16 protein-coding genes and 1 pseudogene are annotated in these 21189 nt (G+C 65.6%); 12 read left to right on the forward strand and 5 right to left on the reverse strand.

Translation table 11 applies throughout. The features are described from left to right. Positions 1–377 precede the first annotated feature (377 nt). A complete protein-coding gene (gene bamC, locus D7S86_RS19060; protein ID WP_121088587.1) occupies positions 378–1565 on the forward strand; it encodes an outer membrane protein assembly factor BamC in 1188 nt (395 codons plus the stop codon). Positions 1566–2299: 734 nt separating this feature from the next. Further along, positions 2300–2443: a hypothetical protein gene (locus D7S86_RS29595; RefSeq protein ID WP_158602026.1), complete on the forward strand. Its 144-nt coding sequence runs from the start codon at positions 2300–2302 to the stop codon at positions 2441–2443. On the opposite strand, the gene D7S86_RS19070 is transcribed toward D7S86_RS29595, so the two are convergent. The 3 genes from D7S86_RS19070 to D7S86_RS19080 form a co-directional block, all read right to left on the reverse strand. Continuing rightward, a complete protein-coding gene (locus D7S86_RS19070) occupies positions 2440–4122 on the reverse strand; it encodes a trehalase family glycosidase (RefSeq protein WP_158602027.1) in 1683 nt (560 codons plus the stop codon). The genes D7S86_RS29595 and D7S86_RS19070 overlap by 4 nt on opposite strands. Positions 4123–4691: 569 nt before the next feature. Continuing rightward, positions 4692–4961: a DNA-binding protein gene (locus tag D7S86_RS19075; protein WP_121088452.1), complete on the reverse strand. Its 270-nt coding sequence runs from the start codon at positions 4959–4961 to the stop codon at positions 4692–4694. A 147-nt stretch (positions 4962–5108) separates the two neighbouring features. After that, a complete protein-coding gene (locus D7S86_RS19080; protein ID WP_121088453.1) occupies positions 5109–5339 on the reverse strand; it encodes an SIMPL domain-containing protein in 231 nt (76 codons plus the stop codon). Between the two features lie 330 nt (positions 5340–5669). Here D7S86_RS19080 and D7S86_RS19085 point away from each other — a divergent pair, with 330 nt between their 5' ends. Next, a complete protein-coding gene (locus D7S86_RS19085) occupies positions 5670–5972 on the forward strand; it encodes a hypothetical protein (protein ID WP_121088454.1) in 303 nt (100 codons plus the stop codon). Positions 5973–6146: 174 nt separating this feature from the next. Here D7S86_RS19085 and D7S86_RS19090 read toward each other — a convergent pair whose 3' ends face one another. Continuing rightward, a complete protein-coding gene (locus D7S86_RS19090) occupies positions 6147–6428 on the reverse strand; it encodes a hypothetical protein (RefSeq protein WP_121088455.1) in 282 nt (93 codons plus the stop codon). Positions 6429–7082: 654 nt separating this feature from the next. Continuing rightward, positions 7083–7478 (reverse strand): annotated as a pseudogene (locus D7S86_RS19100) (transposase); the annotation flags it as partial. A gap of 606 nt (positions 7479–8084) precedes the next feature. Here D7S86_RS19100 and D7S86_RS19105 point away from each other — a divergent pair. The 9 genes from D7S86_RS19105 to truB all read left to right on the forward strand — a co-directional run bounded on the left by D7S86_RS19105 (position 8085) and on the right by truB (position 21144). Continuing rightward, positions 8085–8999 carry a LysR family transcriptional regulator gene (locus D7S86_RS19105; protein WP_121088588.1) on the forward strand — a complete coding sequence of 305 codons (915 nt, stop codon included), beginning with the start codon at positions 8085–8087 and terminating at the stop codon, positions 8997–8999. A 299-nt stretch (positions 9000–9298) separates the two neighbouring features. Next, entirely contained in the window at positions 9299–10504 is a 1206-nt protein-coding gene (locus D7S86_RS19115; RefSeq protein ID WP_121088458.1) for a pyridoxal phosphate-dependent aminotransferase, read from the forward strand. Between the two features lie 390 nt (positions 10505–10894). Beyond that, a complete protein-coding gene (gene scpB, locus D7S86_RS29830; protein ID WP_166444140.1) occupies positions 10895–12004 on the forward strand; it encodes an SMC-Scp complex subunit ScpB in 1110 nt (369 codons plus the stop codon). A 447-nt stretch (positions 12005–12451) separates the two neighbouring features. Then, positions 12452–14230 (forward strand): 23S rRNA pseudouridine(2605) synthase RluB, encoded by a 1779-nt coding sequence (rluB, locus tag D7S86_RS19125; RefSeq protein WP_420813264.1) that lies wholly within the window; start codon positions 12452–12454, stop codon positions 14228–14230. Positions 14231–14559: 329 nt separating this feature from the next. Then, positions 14560–15018 carry a ribosome maturation factor RimP gene (gene rimP, locus D7S86_RS19130; RefSeq protein WP_121088590.1) on the forward strand — a complete coding sequence of 153 codons (459 nt, stop codon included), beginning with the start codon at positions 14560–14562 and terminating at the stop codon, positions 15016–15018. Continuing rightward, positions 15015–16487, forward strand: coding sequence for a transcription termination factor NusA (nusA, locus tag D7S86_RS19135; protein WP_121088459.1), 1473 nt, complete (start codon positions 15015–15017; stop codon positions 16485–16487). The genes rimP and nusA overlap by 4 nt, the downstream gene beginning before the upstream one ends. Before the next feature lie 80 nt (positions 16488–16567). After that, entirely contained in the window at positions 16568–19525 is a 2958-nt protein-coding gene (gene infB, locus D7S86_RS19140; RefSeq protein ID WP_121088460.1) for a translation initiation factor IF-2, read from the forward strand. A 249-nt stretch (positions 19526–19774) separates the two neighbouring features. Beyond that, positions 19775–20164 carry a 30S ribosome-binding factor RbfA gene (rbfA, locus tag D7S86_RS19145; RefSeq protein WP_121088461.1) on the forward strand — a complete coding sequence of 130 codons (390 nt, stop codon included), beginning with the start codon at positions 19775–19777 and terminating at the stop codon, positions 20162–20164. Between the two features lie 65 nt (positions 20165–20229). Continuing rightward, the gene (gene truB / locus D7S86_RS19150; protein ID WP_121088462.1) at positions 20230–21144 is read left to right on the forward strand and encodes a tRNA pseudouridine(55) synthase TruB; all 915 of its coding nucleotides are present in this window, start codon (positions 20230–20232) and stop codon (positions 21142–21144) included. Positions 21145–21189 lie beyond the last annotated feature (45 nt).

The following is a 21189-nucleotide window of genomic DNA, read 5'->3' on the forward strand; positions in this document are numbered from 1 at the left end:
TTCAGGCGCGAGGAGCGAGGCGGCCCGAATTCAGCGCGCAGAAGCGGACGAGCGGATTTCGGCGGGGCAAAAAGAAAGCCCGCGAATCGCGGGCTCAAATGCCATTCTTCGTCCCCGCGACGGATAGGACCCGCAGGGGCGAGCAGCCATGGTGGGGGCGCGCGACGCGCTTGGCAAGCGTTGGTTCGGCGCGTGGGCCGTGACGCCACGCGGCGCGCGCAAGGGCTTGACAAGGCAGGGCCGGAGCGACCTTGCGCCGTCTGGTGACGAACGGAAAATTGCGGGTCGGCGCACGTTTTTGCAATGAAGGTCGCAAGACCGGTAAAATCCCCCGTTGATCCCACGGAAGCTGGTCCGTGGCGCGCCCGAAGGAATCCATGAAATTTATTGCCCATCGCCTTACGCTGAACGTTGCAGTGCTTGCCGCCCTCGCAGGTCTGGCCGCCGGGTGCAGCGCTCCGGACCCGCACGCAATCGAGTACAAGAGCTCCGAGAAGCCGAAGACGCCGAATCTCGCGGCGCCGCCCGATCTGACCGCGCAGGTCGCCGATCAGCGGCTCGCCGCGCCGACGAGCGGCGAAGCGTCGCTGAGTTCGCTGACGCAGACCGAGAAGACCGCGCCGAAAACAACGGATACGGTGCTGCCGTCGCTGCCGGGCGTGCACCTGCAGCGCGACGGCAACGAGCGCTGGCTCGTCGTCGACGGCCAGGACGCCAAGCAGCTCTGGCCGCAGCTCCGCAAGTTCTGGCAGCAGCAGGGCTTCCTGCTTGCCGTCGAGTCGCGCAAGTCCGGCGTGATGGAAACGGACTGGAACGAGAAGCGGCCGAGCATCGATGCGGGCTTCGTGCGTAATTTCATCGGCAAGAGCCTCGACAGCGCGTATACGGCCGCGAGCCGCTACAAATACCGCACGCGCCTCGAAGCGGGTCCGGACGGTTCCACGTATGTCTTCATCAGCGAGCGCGGTCTGACCGAGCAGATGACGGGGCAGAACAACGAAAATCGCGAGTGGGCTGCCGCGCCGAACGATCCGACGCTCGAAGTCGAATATCTGCGCCGTCTGATGACGGAACTCTCATACAACAAGACGAGCGGGCAGCCGATCGCCGACGACGCCGATGCGGCATCGGGCGTCGCCGCGTCGGGGGCGGCATCGGCTTCCGCGCCTGCAGCGGCTTCCGCGGCGCACAACACGAACGAGGCCGACGCGGGCGCCGACACGAAACTCACCGAAATCAATATGGCGTCGTCCTATGACCGCGCGTGGCTGGCGGTCGGGGTCGCACTTGATCGCGCGAGCTTCACGGTCGACGACAAGGACCGCACGAAGGGGCTGTATTTCATCCGCTACGTCGATCCGAACGACCACACGTCCGACGAACAAGGCTTCTGGAGCCAACTGTTCCATGGTCACAAGGACAAGGAAGCCAAGCAGTATCGTCTCAACGTGCGCGCGCTGACCGAAAGCACGACGCGCGTGGCGATCGTCGACGAAAGCGGCAAGGTGGTGACGACGCCGCAAGCGCAGCACATCGTCGGGCTTTTGAGCACGGAGATGCACTAATCTGTCCTATGCTGGATGTATCGGGGACGTGCGCGGTCGCGCGCGTCTTCGATGGGTCCGGCACCGCGGTTCCGCTGATCGATCAAGCCGGCTTATGCCGGCTTTTTTGTTTTCCGGGTGCCTGAATGCATCGGGTTGCGAGCGACGCGGGCCGCCGTGCTGCCATGCCGTTGTGATTGGGCCGCAGCAGGGTCGTTCCTCAGTGCGCGGCGGCGCAAAGTGTGGGATGGTGGAATCAACGGCATGGATGAACCGCATGCCGTTGCGTATCAGACGACATCCGCAGGCGGGCCCGAAGCTTGCTGGTGTTTTGAATCAAGGACGTGTCGGACGCGGTGGCGATAGGCAATTCGGCAATCGGCGATCCGACACGGGAGTGGATAGGCTGTCAGGACCATGGGGGACGGGCACACAATGAATACGTACGCGCACCACGCTGCTCAAGCGATCAAGTCCCTTTTCAAGCACGCGTTCGGCCGATGCGCCGGCGCTCTGCGCGCGTTGCGGCCCCAGCGTCGCCGCGTGATCGAAATCGAATACCGACGCCGGCCCGAGGCGGGCACGCGGCGCTCGGCAGTCATCCATATCGACGCACGCGGGCGTCGACAGCGTTCCTGAGGGGCAGGAACGACGATCGGCGGGCGAGCCCGTGCCGGACGCGTATCCGGCCGGTGCGGCGGCATCGTCCGGCGAATCCGATCAGAACAAGAATCGACCGCGCGGGAGGCTTCATCATGTTCGACTTGATACCGTATTGGATGTGGGCGTTTATCGTGTTTCTGGCCGCGCTCGTGTTTATCGTGGCGCATGCGCTCACGGAGCCGCATGACGACTGCGATCCGCCCGAGCTGCACGCGGCGCGACGCCATCGACATTAGTGCGTGAGACGCGGGTCCGGCCCGCGCGTATGCGTCGAGGCGATCTCCGGATACGCCGCGAGCATCGCGCGAAGCACGCCCGCGCTCCATCCGACGCCGTGCACGACGCTCGGCGCGCCCGTTTCGGCCGACAGTTCGTTTGCGATCAGCGCCGCATTGCGGCTCGGATCGACGACGTCGTATCGCTCCGATAAGCGGCCGGTCTGCGCGTACGTGTCGAGGCTCGTCTGGACCCATCGTTTCGCGATCGTGCGGGCGAGGTCGGCGAAATGGTATTGGTTGAAGCCGGTCACGGCCATCCATTGAATCGGCGCCCAGCCATACGGTGCATCCCAGCTCCACGGGCTTCGGATCGTCGTCGTCATGACGCCGCCTTTCGCGAGCAAGGCATCGCGCACCGTCTGCGCGACCGCGGCGGCCTGCGAAGGCGTCGCCGTGCGCAGGAACAGCGGGTACACCGTCGCTGCCGTCAGGATGTGCGTCAGTTTGCCGCTGGTCCAATCGAGATCGGCGAACGCGTCGATTTTCGGATCCCACATCAAGCGTTCGATCGCGGCCTTGCGTTGCGCGGCGCGCAGCAGCAGGTTCTCGGCATGCGCACGGTCGCCGGTTTCGCGATAGCCGCGCGCCAGCGTGACTTCCAGGTGATAGAGCAAGGCATTGAGGTCGACCGGCACCAGCGAGGTCGTGCGTAGCGTCGCGACGTGCTGACCGTCGGCGACCCAACGCGAACTCAGGGCCCATCCGCTCTCGTCGGCGGCGCGCAGATTGCGAAAGAGGCTTTCCGCGCGCTTGCCGAACGGCGAGCCGGCATGCGAGGCGAGCAGGAGATCCGATCGGTACGACGTGTCGCGCGGCGCGGCGCGATCGTCCCAGTACCGGTTGAGCACGGTGCCGTCGGACAGGCGGATCGCGCGCCGCCAGGCGGTGTCGCTGGGCAGTTGCGAGGCGCCGTCCATCCAGTACGCATACTCGCGTTCGAGTGCGGGCCGATAGCGGACATAGGCCGCCGGCCCTTCATGGCGCGCGACGAGATCGACCATCAGCGAGAAGAACGGCGGGCCCGAGTGACTGAGGTCGTAGGTCCGATTGCTCGCGGGCATATAGCCGAAGCGGTCGATCAGCGCGGCGATGTCGTCGATCTGATCGTCGACTTGGGCTCGGCGTCCGTCGGCGTCGAGCCCAAGCATCACGAAGTACGACTCCCAGTAGCGCACGTCGTCGAAGCGAGGACTTGGCGCGAGGTAGGGACGCGGGACGGCGATCCATGAGGCATCGGGCGAACTTGGGAGATCCGCGGGACGCGCGAGTTCGGTCCAGAGCGCATCGATGTGATCGTCGATCGCGATGCGCGGATCGGCCGGCGCGGGGGGGCGTGCACGACGCGGCGGCAGGAAATGCTCGAAGACAAACGATCCGAGATTGAAGCCGCGCTGCGACTTCATGCGCTCGAAGCCGCTGACGATTCGATCCGGCGTGCCGACGGGCGCCATGTCGGCAAACGTCCGTTCGTCGGAGAAGAGACGCGCGTTCTGAACGGCGGCGAACAACGGTCCGTAGAGAACCGAAGGCGGTGGGGGCGGGGTCGAGGTCGAAGGTTCGGACGATGCATGCGTCGTGCAGCAGACGACGAGCAACAACGGGCATAGCAGGGCGCGTGCAGACAACGGCCGAATCATGGTCCCTTCCGTGGATGGCATGGGCCGATTGTACAGGCCGTCGCGTCGCGGCTCTCTGCATGTGCGGCCGCGTGTCACGTAACGTTACGGCGCATGTGCGCTGGACATCGCACTGAACAAACGTTCGAATGAGATCAGGCTACGTTCTGCAGAGCGAAGCAATCGCGCGATCGAAATCCGTGTGCGCCCGATGGGGACTGCCGCTGTCGCGGATCGTATCCGTCTCGCGTACAGATATGCGCGGATGGCATGGCTGTTGCGTAAATAGGGACGCGGTCCGGAGTCTGGCATAGCCGCGAAGATGCCGAATTCGCATGGCGATGGACTGGCCGACACGACACGTCCCGGGGTTCCACGCGTGATCGTCTTCGCGATCGGCAGGATTTGAATTGGCCCCGTCGCCTTTCCTCGTAGGGCGGCGGTTTGAACCCGCACTTGGATCAAGTGCGGGTTTTTTTTCGCGCGTTGACCGTGCGCGGCGACGCGCGATCCGGGACGTGAGGCCTGGAGCGCTAGACCGGGAACGTGAGACCGCAGCCGTACGATGCTGGACGTACGGCATGCGGCGATCAGTTGTCGTCCGGGAGGTCGAGAATCAGCACGATGGTCCAGTCGCCGCCGCCTTCATGGTGATATTGCCGCTCGGCGACGATGAACGGTTGTTGCTTGCCGCGCGGTCCGAGAAAGAGGATATCGCCCTCGGCGGGCAGGCATTCGATCGGCGGCAGGGCGAGCACGGGTTCGCGCTCGCCGTCCGGCCCTTTCGCCTTCGGCATCAGCTTTTCGATTTTGCGGCTCGCCGCGTCCGTCCATTCGATGTCGAATTGAATATTGCTCACACTCGCTCCTTCTCTGCGCGCTATGACGGGATTCTATAAAGACAGAAGCCCGCGTGGAGCGGGCTTCTGTCGAAGTGGGGCGCCGTGTCGTCCGACGGCGGGCGCGTCGGTCGCCGAGGCGGTCGGTCGAGTCGACCGGGCGCTATCTTACTCTGCCTTATCGCCCGCAGGCTTCTTGCCGTGGTGATGCTTGTGCGGGGGCGCTTCGCTCTTCATCGCGTTGGCCTTGTCCTGCGCGTCCTGCAAGGCCTGGGCGCGCGCCTCGACGTCGGCCGCTTTCGCGGGGTCGGTACTGACCGTCACGCCGTCCGTTTGCGCGGCGGCGATGCTCGCGAGCGACATCAGGGAAACCGCCAACGCCATGCGCATTGTCTTCATGATTGAACCTCCAGGCAAAGAGTTACAGAAGCAAACCGCTACGAAATGGCATTCGAAAGACAATTCCATTTTATCGACGCTCTCCGGCACTCCGCAGACCGCCTATTTTTGCTTACCATGGTTACAAGTTGTTACTAACCTCGGAAAAGTCGGGAGTTGCATTCGCGTGCAAATCGGTCGATACGACACTTTGCCTGCGAGATATGTCGGGCTTAAGATCACAGTTTGCCAGTCAGGTATGCCAAATCGGTCGGGTGCATGAATTGGCAGAATGGCGCTGTCCTCATGACAAGTCGAATTGCGGCCTTGGGCCGGAACGCGGAGAGCGAAATGAAGCATTCGAACGAGGCCGTGCTCGAGGCACTACGGCATGCACAGTACCGGCAGGTGCCGTGGCCGAAGCGGCCGAAGGTATTCGAGTTTTTGCGCGGCGCCGGGTTGCTCGAAACGATCCGCCAGCGCACGCCTGATGGCCCCGGATACCATGCCCCTGTCGATATCGCGGTGCTCACGGCGCGCGGCAAGGCTGAAATCGTCCGCCTCGAGCGCAGCGAACGCGCGCCGACGTGGTCGAATGAACGCGTGAATTTGTATCTGGCGCCCGAGGATGCGATCAAGGCATCGGGTAATTAGCCGCGCGAACGCGGCTTCGCTGAAGCCCGATCTGAAGCCCGATAAAAAAACGCCCGTATCCAGGGATACGGGCGATACCGGGTAACACATGCCACGCTGTGGTCATGGCAAAGTGTCCGACACGCGCGAAGCGAAACAGGTTCCCGGACTTTTCGGAATATTTTCGAGATTGCTTTATTGGCGGCTCGACTTGCGTTCGGATTCGCGATGGTCTCGATCGTGATCGTGGCGGTCCTCGCGTGAATTGGCCGCGATGTCGCCGCGCAAATTCCCCCTCGGCGCGGGCGGCGTGAAGGTCGAGCTCGCGGGCGGCGCACGATCGACCGGCAACGCGACCGGCGCGCCGTGCGCAGCCCAGATAGCCGATGCGGCCTGGCTGCGTGCCGGCGCCGCCATCAGAAACCCACCGAGTCCCAGAGCTGCGGCGCCGACGGCGAGCAGCGCTTTCGCGATCATGGAAACGTGTCGACGTGAATGCGGAGCATTCAGTCTACGGATTCGGATCGCGCGAGCTGTAAGTGTTCGTAAAGGAATGTTTATCGCCGTTTCGGGCGCTTGACGCGCGTCGGCGGTCGGCCGCGTCGGGCATCGCGGACCTTGCGAGGAGCGGCGTGCCGTACGAGCGTCTGTCCGCGCGCCGGTAACAGATCGCGGAGCGCGAGCGCTAAGCGTGTCGAAGGGCCGCGCGGCGCCGGAATGGGCGCGGGGGGCTTCGGATGGTCCGCGACCGAGTCGATGGTCATGGATTCGACGAGAGCGACCCAGGCGTCGCGGAATCGAATGTCGCGGACTCGACAGCGGCCGCATCGCCGCGTCGCCGCATCGGGAGGGATCGTGACCGGACGGCGCGCGACAGTGTCGGCCGTCGGGCGCCGAGCGCGAAACGGTCGTCGGCAGCGCATCTTTGTCAGATCCGCGGACACCGCGGCAGCCGACCCCGCCGCCGCGTGGCGAACCCGCGTGTCGTCGACGTTTCCGTCGCAGCATCGCCGGCTTCGCCGTTCGCCACGCGTGCCGTCCCTCGATGCGGCCGATGGATGCGGGCGTCAATGAGCGCGAGGCGCGGGGCGGTAGCCGGACCGCGCGCGCTCAGCCGACAGGATGTTCTCAGGCCAGTTTGACGGGCGCGCGCCACGATTCCGGGTTGGTCCAGAACGCACCGCGCAAGCGGTCGCGCGCGGGCGGCGCCGGTTGTTTGTTGACCGTCGCGGCCGCGCGGCCGCGCAGGCTGATCTCGCGGCCGCAACTGCCGAGGCGTTTGACGATTTCGGCGAGCGTGCCGTCAGCTTGCCATTCGTCGAAGCGGCGGCGGCAGGTCGGCGGCGACGGATAGCGCCCGGGCAGCTTCGACCAGCCTTCGCCGGTGCACAACACCCAGAGCACGGCGTTGACGACCGAGCGGGCTTCGACGCGTGGACGACCGCGGCGTTCGCTACGCTTGGGCTCGTCACAGAACAGCGCCTCGACCAGGGCCCATTCGTTGTCTTTCAAATCGTCGAATACCATCATGTTTCACCTCAGCAATGCAGACCCCAGTGTGTGCCCGCGCAATCGGCGGCGGGACGCGTGGACGCTTTCTCAACGTTGCGACCTTGTATTCCAACCCGCATGGCGAGTTGGCTTGGATGGCTAAAAGCGAATACCGTGCCAATCGCGTGCTGCAGCACAGCAAACGTCCGCCGTATAAGGCTTGCGCGCGATTTAAGGCCACCCCGCAGGGCGTCGAAAACGCAGGATTGGGGATCGGCGAAATCACCGAAGTTGTGCATGCGAGGCGCGATCCGTGCCCGGTCGATCACGTGCGCGCACCAGATGGGCGTGCCGCATCCGCGCGCGATCGGCCGGGTTGCGGGTTTTTCGCCGCAATTCGTGCCGGTTGCGCACGCGCAAGCGTTCGCGCGCTCAGTCGACGTGCCGCGCGCGGGTTCGACGGGGCAAGAACCCGCCGGCGCGCACCGGACGGTTGCCATACCTGCATGGCGCACCGCGCCGGTTCCGCGCGCGCCATGCCGATGCGTCGTCTTTGGGCGTGCGCGCTATGATGCGGCACGCACATCGAATGGGCCGGTCTATCGGCCTCATGCATCGGGCGCGAGGAGCGCGAACAACAAGATGAACGTCACGCTGAGGCAATTGCGGGTTTTCATGGAGGTCGCGCGGCTGGCGAGTTTCAGCAAAGCCGGCCAGAAGATCGGCCTCACGCAGTCCGCCGTGAGTCGATCGATCCGCGAACTCGAAGACGAGCTCGGACTCAAGCTGCTCGACCGGACGACGCGCGAAGTCGTGCTGACCGAGGCCGGACTCAATCTCGTCGCCAGCGTATCGCGGCTGCTCGCCGAACTCGACGGCGCCTTGCGGGAGATTCGCGAGATCGGCGAACAGCGGCGCGGACGCGTCGTCGTCGCGGCGGCGCCGACGGTATCGGCCCGCGTGATGCCGCTCGCGGTCGCCCAATGCAACGCGCAGCACCGGTATATCGCGCTGTCGTTGCGCGACGAGGTGCAATACGACGTGCTGCGCAAGGTCAAGTCGGGCGAGGTCGACTTCGGTGTCGTCATCGCGCCGCTGCTCGATCCGATCGCGGCCGATGGTCTCGTGCTCGAACCCGTCATGACGGATTCGTTCAGCGTCGTCTGCCGCGTCGACCATCCGCTCGCGTTCAGCGACGCGATCGGATGGGCGTCGCTGCAAGGCGAGCGGCTCGTGCTGCTCGATTCGGCGTCGGGCAGTCGTCCGCTGATCGAAAAGGTCTTCCGCGACCACGGCATCGAGCCCGTCGTCGTGCAGGAGATGGCTCATCCGGCGAGCGTGTTCGGCCTCGTCGATGCGGGCGTCGGCATTTCCGTGCTGCCGAATCTGGCGTTGCCGCTGCCGGCCGGTCTTTCGCTCGTCGCCCGCCCGCTCGTGCCGACGGCCGAGCGCACGGTGGCGCTCGTGCGGCGCCGCGATCGCTCGCTGTCTCCGGCGGCCGACGCCGTCTGGCAAATCGTGCGCGACGTGCCCTTGCGGCTTGGGCAGGGCGTCTGAGCGCGGCCTACACTCGAAGCGGGAAGCGGGAAGCGGGAAGCGGGAAGCGGGAAGCGGGAAGCGGGAAGCGGGAAGCGGGAAGCGGGAAGCGGGAAGCCGAAAGCCGAAAGCCGAAATCAGGTGGCGGACCCTGGGCTTGCGTCTGACATTGGCACTGGCACGAGCATGAGCACGAGCACGAGCACGAGCACGAGCACGAGCACGAGCACGAGCTTGGGCGTGAGCATGGATAGCGGGCGAGGAACGCCGATGCGCTGCTACCATCCGTTTTTTCGAGGGCAGGGAGCGTGGGTACGGAGATGGCGAGCGAGACTGTGTCGTGGGTGACGGAAGCCGGACGCGGCGCGGCGGCGCCTTTTGCGCGAGAGGCCGTGCAGGCGTTGCGCGCGTCGAAGATTCGCGAGGTCGCGAATGCGGCGATGGGCTTGCCTGATGTGCTGCCGTTCTGGTTCGGCGAGTCCGATCAGCAAACGCCGCGCTTTATTCGCGATGCCGCGAGCGCCGCGTTGGCCGACGGCGCGACGTTCTATACGCACAATCTCGGTATTCCGGCGCTGCGCGGCGCGCTCGCCGAGTATGTGTCGGTGCTGCACGGCGCGACGTCGCCCGATCACGTGGCGGTGACGAGCGCCGGCGTCAATGCGCTGATGCTCGCATCGCAACTCGTGGTCGGCGCGGGAGATCGCGTCGTCGCGCTGACGCCGCTGTGGCCCAATCTGGTCGAGATTCCGAAGATTCTCGGCGCGCGCGTCGAGACCGTGTCGCTGTCGTACGGGCCGAAGGGTTTCACGCTCGATCTCGAACGCTTTCTCGCGGTCTTGACGCCCGATACGCGCGCGGTGTTGATCAATTCGCCGAACAACCCGACCGGCTGGGTCATGTCGCGCGACGAGCAGCGCGCCGTGCTCGAGCATTGCCGGCGACACGGCATCTGGATCATCGCCGACGAGGTCTACGAGCGGCTCTATTTCGGCGCGGGGCGCACGGCGCCGTCGTTTCTTGATCTCGCGGGACGCGACGAGCGCGTAATCGCCGTCAATTCGTTCTCGAAAGCGTGGCTCATGACCGGCTGGCGGCTCGGGTGGATCGTCGCCCCCGACGCGCTGATGGACGATCTGAGCAAGCTCGTCGAGTACAACACGTCGTGCGCGCCCGAGTTCGTGCAGCGCGCGGGGATCGTCGCGGTGCGCGACGGGGCGGCCGTGACCGACGGCGTGGTCGCGCAATTGCGCCAGTCGCGCGATCACCTCGTGCGCGCGCTCGGCGGATTGCCCGGCGTCGACGTCAAGCCGGGAGACGGCGCGATGTATCTGTTCTTCCGGCTCGACGCGGCGCGCGACAGCCTCGCGCTGTGCCAGCGGCTCGTGCGCGAAGCGGGACTGGGCCTCGCGCCCGGCGTTGCGTTCGGCGCAGAGGGCGAGGGTTTCGTGCGCTGGTGTTACGCGTGCGGCACGGAACGGCTCGATGAAGGGGTGCGGCGGCTCGCGCAGTTTCTTGGGGTCTAGGCGGCGGGCGGGCCCTTCGGACGCGCCCGGCGTCCAATGGGGATTGACCGCGGGCATGACGCGCGGGCATTTACTGCGTGATTCTTTTTGCGTAAGATGCGGCGTTATCAGGCGACTCTCGTGTGTGCGCGTATGGGCCACGGTCGGAGTCTGCTGCCAAAGCAGCCGCAGATCGCGCTGCAATGGCTCGCCGGGTGTGTGGCACCTTGCGTCCGAGCGGTAGAGCCGGACGCCGACGGCAAGAAGTGATGCGGCCGATCGTTGACGATGCGTCGGCCTTCCCGAGATACGCTCCCGTGACTATGACCGATCACAATCGGACGAGCGTTTCTCCCCATTCCAGTTTCTTTTGATCCCGTTCTGCTGACCGCTCAGGTCGGGACTAGCTGCATGAATACTCAAGAGGCAAGGATCGTCCTCGAGACTGCGTTGATCTGTGCACAGGAGCCGCTCAAGCTGGGCGAGCTGCGCAAATTGTTTGCCGAGCCCGTTTCGGCCGACACGGTGCGCGCCCTGCTCGAAGATCTGCGCGGCGAGTGGTCGGGACGAGGTGTCGAACTCGTGTCCCTCGCGAGCGGCTGGCGTTTTCAGAGCAAGCCCGCGATGCGCGTCTATCTGGATCGGCTGCATCCCGAAAAACCGCCGAAATACTCGCGCGCGGTGCTCGAGACGCTCGCGATCATTGCGTATCGCCAGCCGGTCACGCGCGGCGATATCGAAGAAATTCGCGGCGTCGCGGTCAGCACGCAGGTCATCAAGCAGCTCGAGGATCGCGACTGGATCGAAGTCATCGGGCATCGCGACGTGCCGGGCCGTCCGGCGCTTTACGCGACGACGCGTCATTTTCTCGACGATCTCGGTCTCAAGGCGCTCGACGAACTGCCTTCGCTCGTGACGCCGGATTCGGCGGTCCAGTCGGATCTGCTGGCGCAGCATGCGATCGCCTTCGAAGATCTGCCCGAAGACGAAATCGCCGAAAAGGTCGCGGCGGCCGTTGCGCAGGCAGCGAACGGACAGCGTGCCGCGGACGGCGCCGAGGGTGAGGCGATCGAAGCGCGTGAGGCGGGCCCCGCTCGCGATACGACGGTCGAGGCGGTTGCCGAAGCCAAGATTGAAACGAAACTTGCCGAGGGCGCCGCCGGTTCCGAGGCAGCCGAAACGCCTGAGACGGCCTCGCATCTCGACGTGGCCGCCGACGCGACGACGGATACGGATAACGCGGCGATCGAGGTTGTCGAGGCGGCGCCCCCGCATCTCGGTGCGTCGGTCGAGGCGGCAACCGACGCGAACGACACAGACGGTAAAGACGGCGCGAGCGCGGCATCCGGCACGGAAACGGCGTCGCATCCCGCCGCGCACGACATCACCCTGGCCGATGCCGACGCGCATCGGCCGCAAGAGCGCTTGCACACGGACGCGTCCTTCGCGACGGATCCGGGTCAGGACGAATCGAACGATCCACTGGCTGCGCGCCCCGACGAGATGCCGCGCGACGCCTGATCAAGACCAGGACGGCCGGTGTGCACCCGTATGGGGCGGCCCGGTCAAGACTCTCAGAGGTTTAGTTTGAAAGACGAACAATTCAACGATTCGCCCGAGTCGCGCGAAGAGCAGCCGAAGCCGGCCCGCGCGCGGACATCGCGCGCGAAGTCCGCCAAGGCTGCCGCCGCACCGGCTGCCGAGCATGCGGTCGCCGATGCGCCCGCCGCTCAGGCGCAGGCCGAATCGGCGTCGCCCGGCGCGGCCGACGGCGCTGAAGGCGCCGACGGCGCGGACGCGGGCGAACGGGGTACGCGCCGCGGTCTGCGTCGCGGTCCGCGCAGCTTGATCGCGCGTCGCCGAGCGGGCAAGGCGCGTGATGGCGACGAAAATCCGGATGTCGCCGAGCGCGCGCAAGCGCCCGCGTCGGAAGGCGACGATGGCGCACACGCGGATCGGTCCGGCGACGTGTCGGGCGCCGAGGCGCGCGCGAACCCGGAATCGGGCGACGCAGGCGCGCCGCGCGAAGGACGGGCGCGGCGCAGCGCGGCCCCGCGCCGCAAGCGCACGGCCGATGCCGCAGCCGATACGGCGAGCGCGACGACGACGGCAACGAGCGGCGACGCGGCATCCGGCGGTGATTCGGTTAACGTGGCCGAGTTCGACGGCGCGGAGCGCGCAGGCGACGCGGGTGCGACGACGGATACCCAGGCAGCCGGTACGGAAGGCCGGGCGCAGGGACGCCGGGGCCGACGCAATGACACGCGCAGTGAGGCGCCGCGCGCCGAGACGAACGGCGATCGCCAAGGCCGTCAGAACAACGGCCGCAATCGCAATCGCGCGCAAGGCGGCGCGAATGCGAAGCAAGGCGCACGCGGCGCGGACGGCAAGCGCGCGGGATCGGCCGACGCCAACGGGGCCGGAGAATCCGAAGATCTGTTCGCGTATGTGACGTCGCCCGCGTTCGACGCGGACAATAGCGGCGGCACGGGCGTGCGCGCACCGATGCTGCGCCGCGGCCGCAAGCCCGCCGACAAGCCCAAGCGCGTGCTGGCGGCCGACGACGACGCGCCGAAGCTCCACAAGGTGCTGGCCGAAGCCGGCATGGGGTCGCGCCGCGACATGGAAGAGCTGATCCTCGCGGGCCGCGTGTCCGTGAACGGCGAACCCGCGCATATCGGCCAGCGCATCATGCCGACCGACCAGGTCCGCATCAACGGCAAGCCCGTCAAGCGCAAGATCCAGAACAAGCCGCCCCGCGTGCTCATCTATCACAAGCCGACGGGCGAGATCGTCAGTCACTCCGATCCCGAGGGCCGGCCCTCGGTGTTCGACAAGCTGCCGACGATGAAGACGGCCAAATGGCTGGCGGTCGGGCGTCTCGACTTCAATACCGAAGGTCTGCTGATGCTCACGACTTCGGGCGACCTCGCGAACCGTTTCATGCATCCGCGTTATAGCGTCGAGCGTGAATATGCGGTGCGCGTGATCGGCGAACTTGCGGAAGGCTCGCGCCAGAAGCTGCTGAGCGGCGTCGAACTCGACGACGGCCCCGCGAATTTCCTGCGCATCGCGGATGGCGGCGGGGAAGGGACGAATCGCTGGTATCACGTCGCGTTGTCGGAAGGTCGCAATCGCGAAGTGCGGCGCATGTTCGAGGCGGTCGGTTTGACCGTGAGCCGGCTGATCCGCACGCGCCACGGTCCGGTGACGCTGCCGCGCGGGCTCAAGCGCGGGCGCTGGGAAGAGCTCGAGGACAACCAGGTCCGCGCGCTCATGAGCGCGGTCGGTCTGAAAGCGCCGGCCGAGGAGCGTGGCGGCAATGGGCGCGGCAACGCCCCGCAGCGCCGTCAACCCGATCCGATGCAAACCGCGCTCGGCTTCGCCGCCGAGCAACCGGGCGCCGGGCGATTCGGGCCGCGCGGACCGCGTCGCGCGCCGTCGCAGTTCACGGGTGTCTTTACGGGAACGCCGCGCAACACCGCGCATCTTCCCGACAATATCGGCAATCGTGCGCCGCGTAAGGGCGAGTCGGGTGGCGATCGCGGCAATGCGGGCGGCTACGGCAACGCGAACGGCAACGTCGCGGGCGGCCGGGGCAACAGTCGCAACGGTCCGCGCGGCGCGCGCGGCAACGGCGGCGGAAATGGCGGCGGCGGTAACGCGGGTGGCAATGGCAATGGCGGCCAGTCGGGCGGTCAGGGCAACGGCCGCGGCGGTCAACGCAATCGCGGCCGCGGACGTTGAACACCGCACTGCCCCTGGACGGGCCGCCGCGCGCGGCCCGCGCGCCAGGCGCAGTTTGCCAACGCATTGAATAAAGTGTAAAATCTCGAAGTCGCTGGGTGATGTGTTCGATGCGCAGATGCGCGGCCCAACGAGCGACCACCGGCAAGAGATGATGGGCGTTTCGCCCATTTTTTTTTGCCAAAACGGTTTCGCACGATATCCCTTCGCTGGCTCACGGAGCCGGTTGCTGCCGCAGCCAAGCGAACGGGCGGCCGAGCGACCAGAGCGACGAATGACAGCCGGACGGGTTCACCACTCCGGGCTTTGCAATGACTCCTGGAATTATGGTGCAACTGACCGAACTGATAGAAAGCACGGTGACGGGCCTCGGCTACGAACTGGTCGACTTCGAACGAACGGGGCGCGGTTTCTTCTGCGTGTTCATCGACCAGCCGACGGGCATCGCAATCGAAGATTGCGAGAAAGTCACGCGCCAACTGCAACACGTTTTGACCGTCGAGAACGTCGATTACGAACGTCTCGAGGTGTCGTCTCCCGGCCTCGACCGCCCGCTCAAGAAGCTCGCGGATTTCACGCGCTTCGCGGGGAGCGAGGCGTCGGTGACGTTAAAGAAGCCGCTCGATGGCCGCAAGCAGTTCCGCGGTGTGCTGCATGCGCCGGAGGGCGAGACGATAGGACTGGAATTCGAAGGAAAGGATGGCCCGGCCATGCTCGATTTCACCCTGGCCGATCTCGACAAGGCACGTCTTGTTCCGCACGTAGATTTTAGGAGCCGCAAACAATGAGTCGCGAAGTACTGATGCTGGTCGATGCGCTGGCGCGCGAGAAGAACGTCAATCGGGACGTCGTATACGCCGCGCTTGAAGCCGCGCTGGCGTCGGCCACGAAGAAGCTTTACGACGATGCCGATATCCGCGTGCATATCGACCGTGAAACGGGTGAACACGAAACGTTCCGCCGTTGGCTCGTCGTGCCCGACGAGGCGGGTCTGCAAGAGCCCGATCAGCAGATTCTGCTGTTCGAGGCGCGCGAACAGAATCCGAACCTCGAAGTCGGCGATTTCGTTGAAGAGCCGATCGCGTCGATCGAGTTCGGCCGCATCGGCGCGCAAGCCGCCAAGCAGGTCATCCTGCAGAAGGTCCGCGACGCTGAGCGCGAGCAGATCCTCAACGATTTCCTCGAGCGCGGCGAAAAGATCATGACCGGTACGGTCAAGCGTCTCGACAAGGGCAATCTCGTCGTCGAATCGGGCCGCGTCGAAGCGCTGCTGCGTCGCGACCAGATGATCCCGAAGGAAAACCTCCGGGTCGGCGACCGCGCGCGCGCCTACATCACGAAGGTCGACCGCACGGCCCGCGGCCCGCAGATCGAACTCTCGCGCACGGCGCCCGAGTTCCTGATGAAGTTGTTCGAATTCGAAGTGCCGGAGATCGAGCAAGGCCTGCTCGAAATCAAGTCGGCCGCGCGCGATCCGGGTGTGCGCGCGAAGATCGCGGTCGTCGCGTACGACAAGCGCATCGACCCGATCGGCACGTGCGTCGGCATTCGCGGTTCGCGCGTGCAGGCCGTGCGTAACGAGCTTGGCGGCGAGAACGTCGATATTGTGTTGTGGTCGGAAGACCCCGCGCAGTTCGTCATCGGCGCGCTCGCGCCGGCCGCCGTTCAGTCGCTCGTCGTCGACGAGGAAAAGCACGCGATGGATGTCGTCGTCGACGAGAGCGAACTCGCTGTCGCGATCGGCCGCAGCGGCCAGAACGTGCGTCTCGCGAGCGAGCTCACGGGCTGGCAGATCAACATCATGACGCCCGATGAATCGGCCGCGAAGCAGACCGAAGAACGCTCGACGTATCGCGATCTGTTCATCTCGCGGCTCGACGTCGACGAGGAAGTCGCCGACATCCTCATCGACGAAGGTTTCACGAGCCTTGAGGAAATCGCGTACGTGCCGCTCAACGAAATGCTCGAGATCGAAGCATTCGACGAGGAAACTGTGCACGAACTGCGTAACCGCGCGCGCGACGCCTTGCTGACGCAGGCGATCGCGAACGAGGAAAAGGTGGAGAATGTCGCCCTCGACCTGAAGAGCCTGGACGGCATCACGCCGGAACTGCTCGCCAAGCTCGCGGAGCACAAGGTCCAGACGCGCGACGATCTGGCCGAGCTCGCGGTCGACGAGCTGGTCGATTTGACCGGGATGGACGAGGAATCCGCAAAGGCGCTGATCATGAAGGCGCGCGAGCACTGGTTTCAGTGAGATCAGTATGCGAGTCTAGATAGAGCGGGTCGGGATTGTTTAACTGCAGGGCCGTTGAGGCCCTGCTCGATGAGGTTTGAATGGCGAGCAACAACGTAGCCCAATTTGCCGCAGAACTTAAGATGCCCTCCGGTGTGCTGCTGGAACAACTGCAGGCGGCGGGTGTGCAGAAAGCGAGTGAAGCGGATGCCTTGTCCGAGGCGGACAAGGCGCGCCTGCTCGATCACCTGCGCCGTGCGCACGGCGGAGGCGAAGCAGACAAGCGCAAGATCACGCTGACGCGCCGGCAAACGTCGGAAATCAAGCAATCCGACGCGACGGGCAAGGCTCGCACGATTCAGGTCGAAGTTCGCAAGAAGCGCACGTTCGTCAAGCGCGAAGACGGTACGGACGTACCGGGCGCGACCGACGGCGAAGACGCGGCGGAAGCCGCACGCCTGGCCGAGGAAGCGCAACGCGCGGAGCAGCTCGAGCGCGAGGCGCGCGAGCTGCAGGCTCGCCAGGAACAACTCGAGCGCGAAGCCGAGGAACGCAAGCGCCGCGAAGAAGCCGCCGCCGCCGAACGTCGCAAGGCCGAGGAAGAAGCGGCTCAGCGCGAAGCGGCCGAGGCCGCCGAACGTGCCGCGCGCGCCGAAGCCGAGAAGGCCGCGCTTGCGCAGGGCGCGAACGATCGCGAAGCCCAGGTACGCAAGGAGGCTGCCGACAAGGAAGCCGACGACAAGGCGAACGCCGCACGCGAAGCCAAGCGCATCGAAGCCGAGAAGGCTGCGGCCGAATCGAAGGCAGCGGCGGATCTCGCGCGCGCCGAAGAGGATGCGATCCGCAAGCGTCGCGCCGCGGCTGAAGCCGAAGCGCGCGCGATTCGCGAGATGATGAACACGCCGCGCAAGGCGAAGGTCGTCGAACCGCCGAAGCCGGTCGAAGCGCCGGCTCCGGCGCCGCAAAAGGCGGCCGAAGCCAAGGGCACGCTGCACAAGCCCGCACGTCCCGAAGGGTCGACGCCCGCGCGTCCGGCACCGGTCGCGCAACGCAAGCCGGCCGGTCCGGCGAACGCGCAGACGCCCGCGCCCGCATCGCCGGGCAATGCCGGCGACAAGAAGCGCGGCGCACCGGGTGCGAAGCCCGGCGGCTGGCAGGACGACGCATCGAAGCGCCGCGGCATCAAGACGCGCGGAGATTCGAGCGGCGGTGTCGATCGCAACTGGCGCGGCGGTCCGCGCGGTCGCGGCGGCAAGCATCAGGACGACCGTTCGTCGTTCACGGCGCCCGAGCCGATCGTGCGCGAAGTGCACGTGCCGGAGACGATTTCGGTCGCCGACCTGTCGCACAAGATGGCCGTGAAGGCTTCGGAAGTCATCAAGGTGATGATGAAGCTCGGCCAGATGGTCACGATCAATCAGGTGCTCGACCAGGAAACGGCGATGATCGTCGTCGAGGAGCTCGGTCACCGTGCGGTCGCCGCGAAGCTCGACGATCCCGAAGCGCTGTTGACGGAAGGCATCGAAGGCGAAGCGCACGACGCCGAGGCGTTGCCGCGTCCGCCGGTCGTCACGGTCATGGGTCACGTCGACCACGGCAAGACGTCGCTGCTCGACTACATCCGCCGCGCGAAGGTCGCAGCGGGCGAAGCGGGCGGGATCACGCAGCATATCGGCGCATACCACGTCGAGACGCCGCGCGGCGTCGTGACGTTCCTCGATACGCCGGGTCACGAGGCCTTTACGGCCATGCGTGCGCGCGGTGCGCAGGCGACTGACGTCGTGATTCTGGTCGTAGCGGCCGACGACGGCGTGATGCCGCAGACGAAGGAAGCGATTGCGCACGCGAAGGCCGGCAATGTGCCGATCGTCGTCGCGATCAACAAGATGGACAAGCCCGACGCGAACGTCGAGCGGGTGAAGCAGGAACTCGTCGCCGAAGGCGTCGTGCCCGAAGAGTACGGCGGCGATGCGCCGTTCGTGCCGGTCTCCGCGAAGACGGGGATGGGCATCGACGATCTGCTCGAAAACGTGCTGCTGCAGGCCGAAGTGCTCGAACTCAAGGCACCGGTCGATGCGCCCGCGAAGGGCCTCGTGATCGAAGCGAAGCTCGACAAGGGCAAGGGTCCGGTCGCGACCGTGCTCGTTCAGTCGGGTACGCTCAAGCGCGGCGACATGGTGCTCGCGGGTACGGCTTACGGCCGCGTGCGCGCAATGCTCGACGAGAACGGCAAGGCCACGAAGGAAGCCGGTCCGTCGATTCCGGTCGAGATTCAAGGTCTGTCGGAAGTGCCGAACGCGGGCGAGGAAGTCATCGTGCTGCCGGACGAGCGCAAGGCGCGTGAAATCGCCCTGTTCCGTCAGGGCAAGTTCCGCGACGTGAAGCTGGCGAAGCAGCAGGCCGCGAAGCTCGAGAACTTCATGGACTCGATGACCGAAGGCGAGGTCCAGTACCTGCCGTTGATCGTCAAGGCCGACGTTCAGGGTTCGCAGGAAGCGCTCGTGCATGCATTGACGAAGCTCTCGACGACCGAAGTGCGCGTGCAGATCGTGCATGGCGCGGTCGGCGGCATCAGCGAGTCGGACGTCAACCTCGCGACGGCATCGAAGGCGGTCATCATCGGCTTCAACACGCGTGCCGATGCACTGGCGCGCAAGCTCGCCGAAGCGAACGGCGTCGATATCCGCTACTACAACATCATCTACGACGCCGTGGATGAGGTGAAGGCGGCGATGTCGGGCATGCTCGCGCCCGAGAAGAAGGAAGTCATCACGGGTCTCGTCGAAGTCCGTCAGGTCTTCAAGGTACCGAAGGTCGGCGCAGTTGCCGGCTGTATGGTCCTGGACGGTATCGTCAAGCGTTCGTCGTCGGTCCGCGTGCTGCGCAATAACGTCGTCATTCATACGGGCGAGCTCGATTCGCTCAAGCGCTTCAAGGATGACGTCAAGGAAGTCAAGCAAGGCTTCGAGTGCGGTATGTCGGTCAAGAACTTCAACGACATCGTCGAAGGCGATCAGTTCGAGATCTTCGAAGTCACCGAAGTCGCGCGTACGCTGTAAGCATCAAGGGTCGCCCGCGTCGAAGACGGGGCGGCCGTGTGATCGATGACCCGGGTGCGCATGCGTGCGCGATCTCGGGCCAAGTTCGGCGGCTCAGGCCGCCGAATTCATTTGTGAGGCCGATCGCAGGCGCGTCGAGCGCGTGCATTGTCGGGCCTCGCGCGAGTGTCCGAAATGCGCGCCGCGACGGCGCCGTCGGCCTCGGACGGGCCATCGGGGTGCGATGGCCGCGTTTGACCGGAGTCAGTCATGCCAAGAAAAAGTGCTTCCCCGAACCGCAATGTGCGGATCGCCGACCAGATCCAGCGCGATCTGTCCGAGTTGATTGCGCGCGAGGTCAAGGACCCGCGTATCGGTCTCGTCACGATCCAGAGCGTCGAGCTCACGCCCGATTACGCGCATGCCAAAATCTTCTTCACGACGCTGACCGGCGATCCGAAGGCGACGCAGGTCGCGTTGAATCATGCATCGGGGCATCTGCACAATCTGTTGTTCAAGCGCTTACATATCCATACGGTGCCGACGCTGCATTTCGTCTATGACCAGACGGTCGAGCGCGCGGTCGAAATGTCGCGTCTGATCGACGCGGCCAATGCGACGCGCGCGAAGGACGATGACGAGGCGCCTGCCGGCGAATGACGATATCGGTCGGACGCGATCGCGACGGTCTCACGCGCGCACGTTCGCGCCGGCGATAGCTTGCTATGAATGCACCCAAGAAGATTCCGCGCCGTCTGATCGACGGCGTGTTGCTGTTGGACAAGCCGCTCGGCCTGTCGAGCAATGATGCGCTGATGCGCGCCAAGCGACTGTTCAGCGCGAAGAAGGCCGGGCATACCGGCACGCTGGATCCGCTCGCCACGGGGCTGCTGCCTTTGTGTTTCGGCGAAGCGACGAAATTCTCCCAGGACTTGCTCGAGGCCGACAAAACCTACGAAGCCACGCTCAAGCTCGGCGCGCGCACGACGACGGGCGACGCGGAAGGCGAGGTCGTCGAAGCGCGCGCGGTCGAATGCGACGCGGCCGCGGTCGCCGCGATTTTCGATCGATTCCGGGGTGAGATTCTGCAGGTCCCGCCGATGTATTCGGCGCTCAAGCGTGACGGCAAACCCCTCTATGAATATGCGCGCGCGGGCCAGACGCTCGAACGCGAGGCGCGCGCCGTCACGATTCATCGGCTTGAGTTGCTCGATTGCACGCTGCCGTTCGCGACGATACGCGTGACGTGCAGCAAGGGCACCTATGTGCGCACGCTGGGCGAGGACATCGGCGAAGCGCTGGGCTGCGGCGCGCATCTGACGATGTTGCGACGCACGGGCGTCGGCGCGCTGACACTCGACGGCGCGGTCACGCTCGAACAGATCGACGCGATGCCCGTCGATGCGCGCGACGCCGTTCTGGCACCCGTCGATGCGCTGTTGTCGACGTTCGAGCGTATCGATCTCGATGCCGAACAGACGCGGCGTTTCCTTCATGGGCAGAAGCTTCGCGTGCGCGAACGATCGGCGTCGGATCCCGAGCGTGTCCGTGTGTATTCGTCGGAGTCACATTTGCTCGGCACCGCGCGATTGCAGGACGGGGTGATTGCGCCTGAGCGGCTGATCGCGTCCGCGGCATAAAAGCGACATTTCACCGACCCAAACAAAAAGCGCTGGATACCGATC

It is taken from the genome of Pararobbsia silviterrae, assembly GCF_003628125.1.
In the GTDB taxonomy this organism is placed as follows: domain Bacteria; phylum Pseudomonadota; class Gammaproteobacteria; order Burkholderiales; family Burkholderiaceae; genus Pararobbsia; species Pararobbsia silviterrae.

Coding starts and splice junctions, on each gene's coding strand:
- bamC (WP_121088587.1), top strand. CDS start 378: ATGAAATTTATTGCCCATCGCCTTACGCTGAACGTTGCAGTGCTTGCC.
- D7S86_RS29595 (WP_158602026.1), top strand. CDS start 2,300: ATGTTCGACTTGATACCGTATTGGATGTGGGCGTTTATCGTGTTTCTG.
- D7S86_RS19070 (WP_158602027.1), bottom strand. CDS start 4,122: ATGATTCGGCCGTTGTCTGCACGCGCCCTGCTATGCCCGTTGTTGCTC.
- D7S86_RS19080 (WP_121088453.1), bottom strand. CDS start 5,339: ATGAAGACAATGCGCATGGCGTTGGCGGTTTCCCTGATGTCGCTCGCG.
- D7S86_RS19085 (WP_121088454.1), top strand. CDS start 5,670: ATGAAGCATTCGAACGAGGCCGTGCTCGAGGCACTACGGCATGCACAG.
- D7S86_RS19090 (WP_121088455.1), bottom strand. CDS start 6,428: ATGATCGCGAAAGCGCTGCTCGCCGTCGGCGCCGCAGCTCTGGGACTC.
- D7S86_RS19105 (WP_121088588.1), top strand. CDS start 8,085: ATGAACGTCACGCTGAGGCAATTGCGGGTTTTCATGGAGGTCGCGCGG.
- D7S86_RS19115 (WP_121088458.1), top strand. CDS start 9,299: ATGGCGAGCGAGACTGTGTCGTGGGTGACGGAAGCCGGACGCGGCGCG.
- scpB (WP_166444140.1), top strand. CDS start 10,895: ATGAATACTCAAGAGGCAAGGATCGTCCTCGAGACTGCGTTGATCTGT.
- nusA (WP_121088459.1), top strand. CDS start 15,015: ATGAGTCGCGAAGTACTGATGCTGGTCGATGCGCTGGCGCGCGAGAAG.
- infB (WP_121088460.1), top strand. CDS start 16,568: ATGGCGAGCAACAACGTAGCCCAATTTGCCGCAGAACTTAAGATGCCC.
- rbfA (WP_121088461.1), top strand. CDS start 19,775: ATGCCAAGAAAAAGTGCTTCCCCGAACCGCAATGTGCGGATCGCCGAC.
- truB (WP_121088462.1), top strand. CDS start 20,230: ATGAATGCACCCAAGAAGATTCCGCGCCGTCTGATCGACGGCGTGTTG.